Annotated in this window: 12 protein-coding genes; 9 read left to right on the top strand and 3 right to left on the bottom strand. The window is 42.3% G+C overall.

What is annotated here, in order from left to right; all coding sequences use genetic code 11:
- Positions 1 to 3 precede the first annotated feature (3 nt).
- From ACSLUR_RS03420 to ACSLUR_RS03400, 5 genes are all read left to right on the top strand, one after another.
- Positions 4 to 264, top strand: coding sequence for a hypothetical protein (locus ACSLUR_RS03420; RefSeq protein WP_448551813.1), 261 nt, complete (start codon positions 4 to 6; stop codon positions 262 to 264).
- A 478-nt stretch (positions 265 to 742) separates the two neighbouring features.
- Complete coding sequence (locus ACSLUR_RS03415) at positions 743 to 1,615, top strand: LysR family transcriptional regulator (protein WP_116002293.1); 873 nt, start codon at positions 743 to 745, stop codon at positions 1,613 to 1,615.
- A 291-nt stretch (positions 1,616 to 1,906) separates the two neighbouring features.
- Complete coding sequence (locus ACSLUR_RS03410) at positions 1,907 to 2,497, top strand: hypothetical protein (protein ID WP_448551811.1); 591 nt, start codon at positions 1,907 to 1,909, stop codon at positions 2,495 to 2,497.
- A gap of 75 nt (positions 2,498 to 2,572) precedes the next feature.
- On the top strand, positions 2,573 to 2,698 hold the full coding sequence (locus ACSLUR_RS03405) for a hypothetical protein (RefSeq protein ID WP_448551809.1): 126 nt from the start codon (positions 2,573 to 2,575) through the stop codon (positions 2,696 to 2,698).
- A gap of 238 nt (positions 2,699 to 2,936) precedes the next feature.
- Entirely contained in the window at positions 2,937 to 3,662 is a 726-nt protein-coding gene (locus ACSLUR_RS03400; RefSeq protein WP_115999338.1) for a YebC/PmpR family DNA-binding transcriptional regulator, read from the top strand.
- 93 nt (positions 3,663 to 3,755) lie between these two features.
- On the opposite strand, the gene ACSLUR_RS03395 is transcribed toward ACSLUR_RS03400, so the two are convergent.
- Together ACSLUR_RS03395 and ACSLUR_RS03390 are read right to left on the bottom strand one after the other, a co-directional pair.
- A complete protein-coding gene (locus tag ACSLUR_RS03395) occupies positions 3,756 to 4,370 on the bottom strand; it encodes a nuclear transport factor 2 family protein (protein ID WP_448551807.1) in 615 nt (204 codons plus the stop codon).
- Between the two features lie 395 nt (positions 4,371 to 4,765).
- Positions 4,766 to 5,749 carry an alpha/beta hydrolase gene (locus ACSLUR_RS03390; RefSeq protein WP_448551805.1) on the bottom strand — a complete coding sequence of 328 codons (984 nt, stop codon included), beginning with the start codon at positions 5,747 to 5,749 and terminating at the stop codon, positions 4,766 to 4,768.
- Positions 5,750 to 5,972: 223 nt separating this feature from the next.
- Here ACSLUR_RS03390 and ACSLUR_RS03385 point away from each other — a divergent pair, with 223 nt between their 5' ends.
- Positions 5,973 to 6,872 (top strand): helix-turn-helix transcriptional regulator, encoded by a 900-nt coding sequence (locus ACSLUR_RS03385; RefSeq protein WP_448551803.1) that lies wholly within the window; start codon positions 5,973 to 5,975, stop codon positions 6,870 to 6,872.
- Positions 6,873 to 6,919: 47 nt separating this feature from the next.
- Here the strand turns inward: ACSLUR_RS03385 and ACSLUR_RS03380 are convergent, their stop codons facing one another.
- A complete protein-coding gene (locus tag ACSLUR_RS03380) occupies positions 6,920 to 9,496 on the bottom strand; it encodes an EAL domain-containing protein (protein ID WP_448551801.1) in 2,577 nt (858 codons plus the stop codon).
- A gap of 260 nt (positions 9,497 to 9,756) precedes the next feature.
- On the opposite strand from ACSLUR_RS03380, the gene ACSLUR_RS03375 reads away from it, so the two are divergent.
- The 3 genes from ACSLUR_RS03375 to ACSLUR_RS03365 all read left to right on the top strand — a co-directional run bounded on the left by ACSLUR_RS03375 (position 9,757) and on the right by ACSLUR_RS03365 (position 15,059).
- Positions 9,757 to 10,779 carry a LacI family DNA-binding transcriptional regulator gene (locus tag ACSLUR_RS03375; protein ID WP_448551799.1) on the top strand — a complete coding sequence of 341 codons (1,023 nt, stop codon included), beginning with the start codon at positions 9,757 to 9,759 and terminating at the stop codon, positions 10,777 to 10,779.
- A gap of 307 nt (positions 10,780 to 11,086) precedes the next feature.
- Positions 11,087 to 13,426: a TonB-dependent receptor domain-containing protein gene (locus ACSLUR_RS03370; protein ID WP_448551797.1), complete on the top strand. Its 2,340-nt coding sequence runs from the start codon at positions 11,087 to 11,089 to the stop codon at positions 13,424 to 13,426.
- A gap of 466 nt (positions 13,427 to 13,892) precedes the next feature.
- Complete coding sequence (locus ACSLUR_RS03365; RefSeq protein ID WP_448551795.1) at positions 13,893 to 15,059, top strand: alkaline phosphatase D family protein; 1,167 nt, start codon at positions 13,893 to 13,895, stop codon at positions 15,057 to 15,059.
- Positions 15,060 to 15,073 lie beyond the last annotated feature (14 nt).

The raw sequence follows: 15,073 nt of genomic DNA, 5'->3' as shown, positions 1-15,073 counted from the left end.
CGAATGGAATCTAGGTCAAAAAAGTTGAGCACTGAAGAGCGCAGACATAGCCGAGCAACTGAAGGTGAGTTGCTGAGTAATATGACCATGTCGCAAAAGTTTTCAGTGAATAGCTTAATTCAATATGGTTATCAGTTCGCCTTTACCCGCGGCTCAGAGCATGGCACCCTAGCGGTATTACTCTGCGGTAATAGTGTTGCAACGGTAGACGAACAGGGCGAAATTAATACCTCACCAGGGCTATCATTGCGACCTTATAACTAAGTGGACAAAAAGGTTTTAAACGGGTTAGCAGCTCTGAACTGGCGAATAGATAGCAAATAATTACTAAATAACTAGCAAGTAAATGTGTTGCTTAACAAGCAGTTGCAATTCAAACATTCAAGATATTTATTTTTAAAAGTCATAAGTGAAATAATTTAATCCGTCGAGTGATTTCTTCTCAATTGTCATCCTGCTTTAGTGCATTTATTCTAACAGCGTTTTCGAAATCTCCCCCGATTTCTAAACCATTAGACACTTACTTTATTTGTCAGGGCACTTTTTTAGTGCCCTTTTTTTTGCCCTATTCGCACCAATTTGGTTCGCCTGCATCGCGATAGCGCAGCAAGACTCGCCAAAAAATAGCACACTTACTGCAATCACCTGTTTTTAATAAGAAAAACCTCATGGTCTAGGTATTGCTTAGCTAAAGATGATTTTCTAGCAAGGACTCTATGTAGCTTTATTTTTCATCATGAGCATTCAAACTCCAATTCGAGGTCTAAGATCTTTCTGCATCGCCGCCAAATGTTTAAGCTTTAAGCATGCAGCATCTCAGCTTTTTCTAACCCCTTCTGCGGTTAGTCACCAAATTAAGCAACTTGAAGATCAACTCGGTACTCAACTATTTAAGCGTCAAACGCGCTCGATTGAACTGACCAGTGCAGGTAAGCAATTTTATAACTCAGTTTACCCAATCATCACCAATTTAGAGCAAACCATTGCTGATTTTACTAATAGCCAACAAAACAAGACGATCACGATCAGCTTGCCAGAGTTTTTCGCTAGCGAGCTATTTGTCCCAAAGTTAAGTGAGTGGGCGGAGCTTAATCCAGATATTAATTTACAGTTGGAGACAGTGAAGTCTGCAAGCCAAACTCCTGCGACAGCGGATTTGTCGATTGTATTAGCCAACGGCAAACCTAATGGCAGTGTGGTACACGAATTATTTCCTATCCGATATGTGCCAGCTTGTAACAAAAAGCTATACCGAAAATGGGCCGCACATGGCGAAGATGCGTTAAGTTCAGTTCCGTTGATTTTGCACCAAGCGCGCCCTTGGTCATGGCATCAATGGGCAGACAAAAATGATGTTCCGAACTTTGATCCGAAACAAATTATTCAATTTGACAGCATGTTCGGCGTTGCTCGTGCTGCCCAACAAGGCATGGGAATAGCGCTAGTGCCAATGCCGATCAGTAAAGCATGGTTTAGTGAACAGTTGTTAGTAAAACTATTTGATCGTGAATTAGTCACCAACGATAAGTATTTTCTTATCCAGCATGAACATATCGAAAGTGCCGATGAGCTAACAACTTTTGCCAACTGGGTGAAAGATAACTTTGCTGACTAGCTGCTAACAGGCCATCATTGTAGACCATGGTTTTAGTCAGATGGCATATGATCTTTAATGCTTAAGCGTTAATTCTAACGTTTCCCATATACCTGATATAACTGGGCACACATCGTATTTAGCCGCTCAAAAAAAGATATTTGATGTAAAAAGTCGACAGGCGAAATTAATTCACTTAACAGGTGCGTTTTTATCGTTTGTCAGACTACCGCTCTACTTTCTAAAGTTAGTACGTCACCGCTTGGTGACGAATTTACAACATTAAACCAAACTTTAGATAAGGAGAGCACCATGAAATCACGCATGGGTAAAATGTCGATGTTTGCCTTACTGCTTGGCACAACAGCCAGCGCGGTCGCGGTAGCAGCGAAAAGTGTCGCAACAGAAGCAAAACTTAACGGACTCAAATTGGCAGTAGTCAAGAATGCTATTGGCTCTTACGAGATTGTCGAAGGCAAGTATCAACTAGGGTTATCTAAGCTGAGCTCAGCGCCCAAAGACCTTGCTTCTAGCTACAATCAAGAAATGGGCATGTGCGTTGCGAACATTAAGCTTAACAAGTTATCACTAGCTGATAGCGCTTGTAGCAATGCCATTAGGCAAATTGACAAAGTTAACGGCCCTACTCACCAAAAGCAGTATTTAAAATCTTTAGCCTACAGTAATCGCGGTATTGTTCGCTATTTAGCTGATGACAGCTTAGGGGCTTATGAAGATTTTACGAGTGCCATGCTGGTTGATAATAACACCATAGTTAAAGGTAATTTATTAACCTTTAAACAAATGAGTTTCACCACTAATCACCAAAGTACGGCGAACAATAATGCCATCTATCAAGTGAAGCACTACAGAACTCAAACAACAGCGAGCCTGAGCGAGTGATAACGGCACTTGTTAAGCCATTAAAACTGATGATAACAAACCGCAGTAACAAACAAGACGTAATGGAGATTCATAATGAATAAATTACTAGTGGGTAAAACAACTGCCCCTAAAATGCCGCTAATCAATGTATGTTGTGGTTTTACTATCAGCATTACTCAAATGGACCATCACCGACAGCGACAGCTAGTTTTACAATAACGCCAACACTAAGGTAAGCCTATGCAGTTTATCCAATAACCCGTGGTTACTTGAATTTGGTAGCCACTTAATTTCCTCCCGTTTTATATTATCACTGGCCAAATTTCACTATATGGCTTGCTGAAGGATTCCGGTTAACTTAAATCATTGATAGATTGCCATCTGCCCCTAGCAAAAACCCTGCACTCGCTGTTAAAATCTAGTCATTGGATCATTGTAAATAAGAAGCAAACATAAGATGGGTAGAGCGTTTCAAAACCGAAAAGAGTCTATGGCGAAAACCGCCGGTCAAAAAACTAAAGTTTATTCAAAATATGGTAAAGCAATTTACGCTGTTGCCAAAAGTGGTGGTGTTGACCCTGACGGCAACTTAGCACTGCGTAGCTTAATTGATAAAGCAAAGAAAGATCAGGTACCAACGCACGTTATCGACAAAGCAATTGATAAAGCAAAAGGTACTGGCGGTGAAGACTATTCAGAAGCCCGTTATGAAGGCTTTGGTCCTGGCAACTGCATGGTTATTATCGATTGCTTAACTGACAACGGCAACCGCACCATCAAAGACGTTCGTCAATGCTTTACTAAAACCAATTCAAAAATTGGTTCAACTGGCACTGTGTCTCATATGTTTGATCACCAAGCAGTATTTGCCTTTAAAGGTGAAGACGACGAAACTGTACTAGAAAACCTTATGATGGCTGATATTGACGTTACTGACGTTGAGCTAGAAGACGGCATTATTACCGTTTATGCGCCGCACACAGAATTCTTCAAAATCAAAACTGAGTTTGCCAACAGCATGCCGGAATTTGATTTAGAAGTTGAAGAAATCACTTGGGTTCCGCAAACATACACCGACGTTACTAGCGAAGAAGATATCGCTAACTTCGACAAATTTATTGCGATGCTAGAAGATTGTGAAGATGTACAACACGTCTATCACAATGCTGATGTTAAAAGATAATTAGCACTTAATTGTCATCGTAAAACTGAGATAAAAAATGCCAGCTTCTTTTCAAAGAAGCTGGCATTTTATTTACTTAATTGGCTATCAAAATTATTGGATAGTTATCAATCGCTGACGCTTAGCTGCAAATTTCTCCGCTGCAAGTGGTGCTACTTTCTCTAAGATTTCCCTACTACCAGATTCACTTTTCGCAAAAAGTTTTACCGACTGAATGACCCAATGGCCATCATAGTTAGCCAGTGTGAACTGATACTCACCGGATATTGACCAGTAGCCTGACTTTCCCAGCCAATGGCTGGCGGTAAAATCGACATTCACCTGTGCATTCTTTTGATGCTCACTATTTTGCTGTGCACTCTTTTGATGAGCAGCGATTTCAAGCTGCGAAACACGCATATTGCTTAGCTCATGAAAAGTGGTGTCGAAGCCAGGCAAAAAGCCCGCCCACTGCTGCATTAATGCCTGATTAGTCACAATTTGCACTTCGCCGCCAAAAAGCTCGGTGTAATCCAAAGTCACTTTTGGAGCGAATAGTGCGCCTAAATACTCAAAAGCACTTTGATCAGCCAGTGCCGAAAAGCTGTAAATAGTGCTTCTAATTTTTGCCTCATCTTGGGTTAGCTGTTGCGTTCTATTTTGGCTAATATTTGCCGAGCCTTTACGCTCAGGGCTTTGTGTTGCTTGGTTTGAATGAGCTGTCATCATTACGCTCCATAGTATTAGAATTGCCAATAACTTATTCATCGCAGATCTCTTTCATGAGTTAAGTTTTGCTTGGCCTATGCTTCGTTTAAGGAAATACCAATTGAATTAATTGTTCAATTCAGAGCGCTGTCAGCGGTGGGAGAACAAACCAAATTTTTGTTGATATAGTTATTCTACATCTCATCAATTTGGTGCAGTTATCGCGACGCTGACACGCTCCCAAAGGGCGAGTTTAAAAGGCTCATATGCGGCGTTATTGATTTTGACAAGGGAATAACCATTCTCTGCAATCAATGCCTTGCCTCTAAGCCTTTTAATTCTCGCTGAATGATTAAGTAGTTATTTCAATTGGTATAGCACCTACACAGGCCAGTATTTTTTTAATCAGTTCAAAATTACAAATACTTGCTAAAGTGCTTATCAATTGCACCAACTGCTTTGTTAACGGCATCCGCTTGGTCATAGAAGTCAAATTGGCTAATACCGTCAAACCATACCGCTTGCACATTATCGCCAGCGTTTTCTAAATACTGCTTAGCACCTGCAGGTAGAGCCATCGCCTCTGAGGCAACCATTAATACCGGTTTATTTTGGGCACTTGCTGTGGCAAGTGCATCATAATTAAGCCAGCCCTGCCATGAAGCAACATTAAATAAATTGTCATAAGCGGGAATCAAGCCGCGGTGAGTTTCGGTGTAATATGGCGCTTGATACATCAAGGCACTTTGATTGGTTAAACTAGCCGCCTCAATGGTAACTGGCTGTTCTTTTTGTGCAGACTGCTCTGCGAGGGCTAACAAGCTAGCAACATTTTCCTCACCGCCATAAATTGCTGTTGCTAGTGCTTTGTCATGCAGCCAAGGCGCGACAACGGCAACGGTTTTAACATTCGAATTTGCGAGCGCGGCATCGAGCATGTAGCCAGACGAAGCACAAATACCTACCCCTGCGATTCGCTCAACATCTAGTTGTGTCAGCTCGCTCTGTTTGCTTGCAAGCGCACTAATAACGGCCTGAATATCTTCAATTTTACGCTGGGGATCTTCAAGATACTTAATCTTGTCGCTTGACTGACCCCAACCACGAAAATCAAAGGTCAATGCCGCATACCCTTGTTCTGCCAAAGCTCTGGCATACACAGCTGGCATTTGTTCTTTGACCGTAGTCCAAGCGCCAGTCACCAATACCACTGGTAACTTTTCAGTGCTTTCTTGATGACTACTTGGCAAGTATAGATTTGCAGCAAGTTTGCCAACACTTGTCTCTAATTGAATTTGTTGCATAATATTTTCCTCACTGATAGATGATGACTTAATTGCCGCAGCACTCGCATGTATTGATAACGCTGCTGTTAGACCAAGTAGTATTTGCTTAAACATAACCTTCTCTCACTACTCTGGTTAGGAATTGAGGACTAGTGTATAGGCGAGTATGTAAGGGATATTGAATATTCGTGCTTACGGTTTTGTAATTTATTGCAGCTCGATTAATTGCAAATAACTTCTAATAAGCGTGAAACAACAAACAAGTGATAAATGCGCTAGAAAGATCAATATTAAGAAGCGCTCTGACTCATAAGAGCAATGATTGAGTAAAACAAAGATGAAATCCAAGCTAGCGTTTTTTCAAGCGACTAATGGGCAGCTGTCTGATTGTGGGCAGGTGCTAGATATCGAGCTTTCCAGTGAAGCACTTGGCTGGCAAGGCGTTATTCTTGAAAAAGGCAGCTCACCGCATTTTTATCCGCAGAATGTGTACACACCATACTTCTACTTTGCCCTGGCACTGGAAGAAGAGTTGCATTGGCAAGTCGGCGAGCAGCACAATGAAATCACGCTTAAAACAACGCCCGGCAATATCTGGATAAACCCACCAAAAACGCCTTTTACTCACGATATCTCAGAGCCTTGTTATTTTGTTATTCTGGCGGTTGAAGCATCCACTTTTCTCAATAGTTGCCCGCTTAATATTGACTCAAAAAAGCTTAGCTTTCTGAATAATTACAATGTTATCGACGAAACCATCAAAGGTATTATTGAATTGTTTTTGTTGGAGGTTGCTGCTCAAGGGCGCAACGGAAAGGTTTATCTAAGCCAATTGTTAGCCCTACTGAGCACACACTATATTCAGCACTACTCTAACTATTTTGATTTACAGAATAGCCAGCAGCGTATTTCTAAATTTGAGCAACGACAAGTAGACAAAGTCGCCAATTATATTCAAACACGTATTGGTGAAACCGTTACCGTGGATGACCTAGCGGAACTACTTAATTGCAGTAAATTCTATTTTCTTCGGGAATTTAAGAAGTTTACTGGATTAACACCCTATCAATACTTAATGAACGAAAGGTTAAGTAAGGCCAAAGCTATGCTCACTCAACCTGATGCGCGTATCGCTGAAATAGCCAGCACTTTGGGGTTCAATGATCAAGCGCATTTCACCCGCACATTCAAAAGCCATTTTGGTATAACCCCAGGGCAGTTTATTAAAAGCGACTAGTGCTTGATTAAGCATAATCAACCTTGAACAACCTTAATCAACCAAGGTTAAGATAGTGAATGCTTAGAGATAAACTCTCCTTCAAGCGGCTCAGGGGAGCGTCCATTCACTTCGTCGGTCAGCCATTCTAAGTAGTCATCAAATGCCATAGGTTTAGCATAAAAGTACCCTTGACCGATATCGCAACCAAACTGCCTCAATAGGTTTTCATCTTTTTGGCTATTAATCCCTTCAGCAACCACTTCAAGCCCCAAGCCTTTAGCCATTCGAACCGTCGTTTCCGCAATGGTTCTGCGCTTCTTATCATCGCCAACATCCTGAACGAATTGGCGATCAACTTTTAGCTCCTTAAATGGCAATTCACTAACGTAGGCCATAGACGCATAACCAGTACCAAAGTCATCAATACTAATGGTAACACCAAGCTCGGTTAGCAATTCAATGGCCTCTAGAGCTTGGGCATTATTGGTGATCGTGGCCGATTCTGTTAGCTCAAACACTATCTTGTTGGCGGCAATTTCAGCTGCTTCAATTTCAGCGGCAACATATTCGTAAAAACCTTCTGCGCAAATATCTTTGCCACTAATATTGATTGATACCATGTGATGCTTGTAACCCTGTGCCAACAATACACTGTGCTGAGCAATGGCCTGCTTAATGACCCAACGGGTTAGTTTGTTAATTAAGCCCATATCTTCGGCAACGGGAATAAACGCCGTTGGTGGAATGAAACCTTGTTCGCTTAGGTTGTCGCCATCGTAATGCCAACGAATTAAACATTCACTACCGCAAACGCGCATGGTTTTTAAATCCACTTGCGGCTGATGATAGAGCTCAAAGCTCCCCTGCTCGATTGCAGCATTAATTTCAGCAGCAAGCTTTAACCGATAGCCACTGTTATCTGACTGAAACTCTTCATATATTGCCCACTTACCTGTGCAATTTTCTGCATCGGGCAATGCCATTTGAGCTTTGTTCAATAAGATAAATGGTAAGTTACCGTGTTCTGGGTAGCTGGCCACACCGATATTCGCTTGCAGCGGTATTTGCAGCGCTTCAATACGGTAAGCTTCTTCGACCAAAGTATTGATAGAAGAAACTATGGTGTCTAATGCTTGCTGGTTTTTCTGTTCGTTAACAACAATTGCCAACATATTGCCTGCGACCAAGGCAATCTTCTCACCTTTCATGCCTATTGGCTCAATTGCATCGTTATAAGCAAAAAGTGGCGTGAGCTTTTCGTAGATTCGCTTAAATAAAGCGGTATTCATCGCATCATTAACGTAAAGAGCAACACGCTCAATATGCTCAGGTTTAATCACCAACACATGCAAATGCGCATCAGGCGCTTGCATTAACTTATACAAGGAGCGCTCAAAAACATTCTTGCGCGGTATTCCAGAGCCTGAGTGGTAGCTCATTTCAGCAATGCGTTCAGCTTCATGACGGCGCATACGCTCGGCGAGCGCAAACGACATCAGGGTGATTTCACACAATACGGCAAGTAAAAAGGCGTTGCGCAAAACAAACGAATAATCAATTTGATTGAGTAAAACCAGCGGCTGAATTGCAGCGCCAGCTAGTAGCGGTACCCAAGAAATTATATAAAACCTCGCCCAAGCAAATTCCTTTCTGAGCTTTAAAACAACAAGGGCTATCGAATAGGCATAAAAAATAGGTACTAGACTAAAAAATATCTTTGCTTGCAGCGCGTGCGGTAAAAACACACCAATAAAGCTGAGGAAAATTAGAACACCAACACTTACTTGGCCAATGTGAAACAGCTTGCCTTTGTCTTCATTGAACTTTAAAAAGTACAGGGTAAACAGCACCAAAAAGCTCAGTAAGTAATAATGGAAGAACAGCGAATGTGTATTGAGCAGCGCTTGGGTCTCAGGGCTAAACAGTATGTAGCCGTATCCATTTACCGTGGCTAAGACTAAAAACGCGGCGAGCAAGTAACCGATGTAAATTAAATAAACCTTGTCTCGAATAGCATTAAAAATCACTAAGTTATAAAGGGCAATCACGGCAAGTACACCGATAACGACACCAAACAGCACCCTTGTTAGTGCTTGTTTAGTCTGAAACTGCTCAGCTTGATGCCAAACTAACGGAATATTCGGTGGGCCACCTGCTTTTAACTTAAGTAGTAACTCAATATTTTGCTTGGCACTAAGGTTAACATTCAAATGTGGGAAGGCTGTGGCGCTTAACGTTCCTTGATTTAAGGCTGCTAAAGGCGAATTTACTGCGCTTGAGTACTGATATACCGCCAGCTCTGTCAACATGGAATTGTCGATATGCAACACCAAGGCAGCATCATCTAATGTCTGGTTAGCTAGTGAAAACCTAACCCAATAGGCGCTATCTCCCAGTTCAAAAGGGATATCATTAGGCGCTGAGGAAATAAAGCCAGCTTGACGTTCGCGCACTTGGCTAGCTGATAATTGATTGCTGCCGTCAACATAGTAACTCGTTGCCACTTCAATATTGGCTTGTGTTCGCGCTAACTCTCTCGTATCCAAATTACTTAAATGCTGCGTGGCAGCGAAACCAATCGCAGCAATAACTAAGGTGAGGAGACAAACAAATGAGTAACGTAACCAAATAGATTTAGACAACTTACCGCCAACCATTATCAATTAAACTTTCAGGCATGAACCTAAGATTATAACGATTTACAGCAAAAATTGCTGGCTAGAAACACGATTAGGGACTCAAGGTAGAAATTTTGTGATGAGTTGCAATAAGTTAAGTGCTTCTATAAAAACTTGCTCAACAGTTTAATTAATAAAAACACAAGCTAGCGAAAACATAAAATCTATACTTAAGTAGCAGTAAACGTTAATATTTTACAATTGATTGTCATTGAGTCCTTAGTTTGAAATCAAAACCTACTTCTTTTGACATAGCTTTTCGTGCAGGTGTCTCGCAGTCAACCGTCTCGCGAGCATTAAGAAATAGTCCTCTGGTTAATGAAGAAACGCGCTTGAAAGTGCAGGCGATCGCTCGCGAGCTCAATTACAAAGTGGATAAAAACGCCAGTAACCTGCGCTCACAGCAAAGTAGCACCTTAGCGTTATTGCTTTTTGAAGATCCGACTAACGATGATTCATTAATAAACCCATTTTTCTTGTCAATGTTGGGTAGCATTACCAAAGCTTGCTCAGACAAGGGCTACGACCTGCTCGTCTCTTTTCAGCAAATGAATGATGACTGGCATGCCGAGTTTGAAGACTCAAACAAAGCCGACGGCATAATTCTGCTTGGCTATGGCGACTTTGTTGATTACGAAGAAAAACTTATCCAATTAATTGAGCAAGATACCCGCTTTGTTCGCTGGGGTGCAGAAGTAGAGTCACTACCAATTGTCTCGATTGGTTGCGATAACTTTCACGGAGGCTATCAGCTAACCGAACATGTGATCATGAATGGCCGCAAACACTTTGCCTTTTTAGGCGAAGCATCTAGCCATGCGCCAGAGTTTTTTGATCGCTATAAAGGTCATTGCAAAGCACTTACCGACAACCAACTTGGTGTCAATCAAGCCTGTCAAATTGACGCGATATCTACCGAAGACTCAGGTTACAAAGCAGCACTAGCACTTATCGAAAGCGGTGAACCATTTGATGCCATATTTGGGGCAAGCGACTTAATTGCCATTGGTGCAATGCGAGCCTTGCAAGATAATGGCTACCAAGTTCCTGAGCAGGTTGCTGTGATTGGTTTTGATGATATTCCAATGGCAAGCTTTACCTTCCCATCACTCACAACAGCCAAGCAAAACACTAAGCTTGCTGGTGAACTCTTGGTTGATAGCCTGATTAAGTTAATTCACGGCGAACCTGTGAAAACCACCTTGATGCCAACAAACTTAATCGTTAGAAAGTCCTGTGGCAGTTAGCTAATAGAGCTAATAGAAAAAGTTAGTAGCAAATACTAGCTGCAAAGATTCACCACCACTCCCAGCTTAAGATTCGTTAAGGAACTCCCGCACGCGTACTCAATACTGTTGAGTTATTTCAGCTTATGTCATTGAAAGTTAACCATTTATTAATTGAACGTTCAATAAAGCTCAACAGATTTGTCATAAACCACTCGTAGACTGCTGCCTCGTTCATTAAGACCAACGCGTGAAACACATAGCAGCTTGTGCTTTCCAGCTTTTATGTTGGTCACGCCCAATAAATAAAATACTAACGAGGACTCTCATGTCTACGCGCATAAATAATAAGTCATTACTTGCTTCAGCCATTGCTATCGCACTAGCCTCACCGCTCGTTATGGCTACTAACACAGACGAAGAACAAATGATTGAAGAAATCACTGTGGTTGGTAAAAGCGTTTCTTATGCAAACAACGAAACGCCAGAAGAAATGTTCAAACAGCAGTCGGCAATGACCAGCGCTTTAGCGGTTATTGATAATTTACCGGGCGTATTAATCAACGAGGGCGACACTTTTGGATCTGACGACTGGTCAACAACCGTTTCAATTCGTGGTTTCCAGTTAAGCCTAGACGAGCAACAAATTGGCATTACCATTGATGGTATTGCAAACGGTAACTCAAACTACGGCGGTGGCGCGAAAGCCAATCGCTATATTGACACTGAAAACCTAGGTGTAGTGCAAGTTTCTCAAGGTACCGCAGACATTGCGTCTCGCTCTCATGAAGCCTTAGGTGGTTCATTGAACTTCACGACCTCGGATCCTGAGCAAGAAGAAAAAGCGACGGTCAGTTTAACGCTAGCAGACTTTGATGGTCAAAAGTACTTCGCTCGCTATGATACTGGCGAAATATTCAAAGACACTTTCGCTTGGTTTAGCTTATCTAGCACAGAAAGTAGCGACTGGATCCAACAAGCGGCAGAGAACGAGCGCGATCATTACGCTGCAAAAATCATCAGCGCCGTTAACGGTATTGATTTAACCGCTTACGTTTCTTATGACGATACACATGAAGACAATTACCAACGCGTTAGTCTTGCCGGTTTTGAACAAAATCCAGAGTGGGATGGCCTAACTGAAGACTGGACAGGCATTCCTTACGTTGACCAAACATACCGCCGTGGTTGGTCAACACTGCGCGAAAATATTTTCGGGTATTTAAAAGCCGCTTACGTAACCGATAGTTTTGAAGTGTCGGGCAACGTTTACTTTCACGACAATTCAGGCCGTGGTGATTGGGTTCCACCTTACCTAGTCGACGTAAAAGATGATGGCGATGCTGGCCATTCAGAGCTTGTTTCAGGCAATACAGTATTGGGCGGTGCACCACTTGGTCGTATCTATTTTGTTGATGCCAACGGTAACAGCTTAGCACCGGCTGCAGGCTGCGAGAGTTCAATTCTTGCACCTTACGGTGGCTCAGGTCCTGAAGCAGATCCTGCTTGTTATGAGCGCAGTGCAATTCCTGTCGGCTCATACCGACATACTCATTACAACAAAGAGCGTTTTGGCTTTAATGGTGATTTTGCCCTTTACAGCACCTTTGACAATATCAACAACACCTTACGTGGTGGTATTTGGTATGAAAACTATGAGCGTGACGAGTCTCGTGATTGGCATAAAATTATCGACTCCCGTACCAGCTTCCAGTTTGATCATAACCCGTACTGGGTGCAATACGACCGCAGTTTCACCGTCGATACCATGATGTTCTACCTAGAAGATGAACTTGATATGGGCTGGGGTAAGGTACGTGTTGGCGCGAAAAAATTCCTCGTTGAATTAGAGGCAGACGATAACTTCAACCGCGGCGCGGCAAAGTTAAAAGTAGACTCAGATTCCGACACCCTACTTTCAGCAGGTGTTGTGTTAAATACAGGGGTTGATGGTCTGGAAGTCTTTGCGGGTTACGCTGAGAACTTTGCCGCCATTAAAGATTCTGTGCTTGAGCGTGATGCTTCACAACTTGATAACATTGAGCCAGAAACGGCTGACAACATCGACTTAGGCATTCGTTACAGTTCGGACTCGATTGAAGCTAGCTTAACTTACTACGACATCAGCTTTGATAACCGCTTGGTATTCATTGCACCTGATTCGCCAGACGGTATCGACTTCTTGATTGGCAACAACGGTTCATATGTTAACGTGGGTGGTATTGACTCGACTGGCTTTGAAGCGTCTTTCACTTGGTACATTTCAAACGAATGGACGGCCTACACGTCATATACTTCTAACGATTCAGAATACGTTGAAGGTACCTCGGCTTTCCCAACGGGTAATACCGTATTCGGCTCAGCTGAAGACTTAGCGGTTGTTTCATTTGACTGGTTACGCGACGAAAAATTTGCTGGTGTTTCAACTAAGTGGGTTGGTAAGCGTTGGCTAGATGCTGCTAACACACAGCGTATTGATGACTACATAGTGTCTGACGTTTACGCAGGTGTCACCGTTGACCGTCCAGTTGAGGGAATTCAATCTCTGGAAGTTCGCTTAACCATTAATAACATTACCGATGAAAGCTACTTAGGTGGTGTTGCTGGCCAAGCTGCTTGGATTGGTGCACCACGCACAGCGGCATTAAACATCAAAGCAGCATTCTAGTTACCATTAGAGCGCCCAAAAAGCTAAAACCGGCACGCCTATTAGTGCCGGATTTTTTGTTTTGGGTTTGGTTTATACAAACGAACAAGAAATTTAGCTAATGATTTGCCACCACCCAACTATACCAAATTGAATAATTATTTGATCAATCAGCGAGAATTTAAAGGCTCATAGACAAGGCTTGGCGTGCAGAGAATGGTTGTTCCCTTGTCAAACGCCATAACGCAGTATATGAGCCTTTAAAACTCGCCCTTGGGAATGCATAAGCAGCATGATAACTGCACAAAATTCACTTGATGTAGAACGACTATATCGTCATAAATTTCGTTTGTTCTAATACTGCTTATGTCATTCTGAGAGGCTAAATAATTAATCAAATTGGTATTAACCTTGTTAAATTGATAATTATCATAAAGTTAATGAAATCTCAGGCACACAAATAACCGACGTATCTTGAGTAAATAAGATGAAAAATATCAGCCAACTGATGACTAAAAGTTTAACCACAGCGCTACTAGCTGCCTCTCTATCTGTAAGCGTAAACGCAATTGCACTTGCTGATAGTGCTGATAGAAAGACAGCAGAAATCGACAATAAAGCACGAGCTGCCAAGCCCCTGTCTAAAATTTATTTCGGCTCTTGTGGCAAGCAATACAAACCCATGCCTATATTCGATGCCATTGTTGCCGATCAACCTGAGCTTTTTGTGTTTCTTGGTGACAATATTTATGGCGATACCGAAGATATGAGTGAGCTTCAGCAAAAATATAACACCTTAGGTGAACACCCAGGATTTAAAAAGCTGAAGGCTACTACCCCACTAATCGCCATTTGGGATGATCATGACTATGGCGAAAATGATGCAGGCAAAGAGTACCCACAAAAAGAAGCGTCTCGAAAAATTATGTTGGACTTTTGGCAAGAGCCAAAGGATTCACCACGCTATCACCGCGATGGTATTTATACCTCGTATATGTATGGCGAAGAGGGGTATGGCGAAAATGTGACTGGCAAAGAGAATAAAACCGTTCATATTATTATGCCAGATTTACGTTGGAACCGAGACGAACTGCACCAAGTAGGCAAGTTTAGTTATGCAACAAAGCGCATGCCGAAAAATATGGGGCCGTACGAAGTTAGCCCAGTTAAGGGAGCCTCTATGCTGGGTGAGCGTCAATGGCGGTGGCTAGAATCTGAATTAAAGAAACCAGCTACCGTTAAGATTATTGCTTCCAGTCTTCAACTTTTACCCGAGTTTACAGGTTGGGAGTCATGGGCAAACTTCCCAAGTGATCGCGATAGGCTACTCAACTTCATTAAACAGGAAAAAATTCCCGGAGTAATAATTATCAGTGGTGATACGCACTGGGGCGAAATATCAAAAGTCACCGAACATGAGATGTACCCGCTTTGGGAAGTAACCAGCTCAGGGCTAAGTGAGAAATGGAAAGATGTTAGCCCGAACAAACATCGCCAAGGGCAATACACCCACGATGTAAACTACGGATTTATCGAAATAGATTGGAATAAAACAGACCCTGAGATTGTCTTCGGCCTTAAACAAGTCGATGGCCAAGTGTTTAGCCAGCACCAACTAAAGTTATCTCGGCTATCATTTACCCAATCGCATTAACCTAGAATTTATAA

Source organism: Thalassotalea montiporae, assembly GCF_053485855.1.
This window is presented reverse-complemented; position numbering and strand designations above follow the sequence as displayed.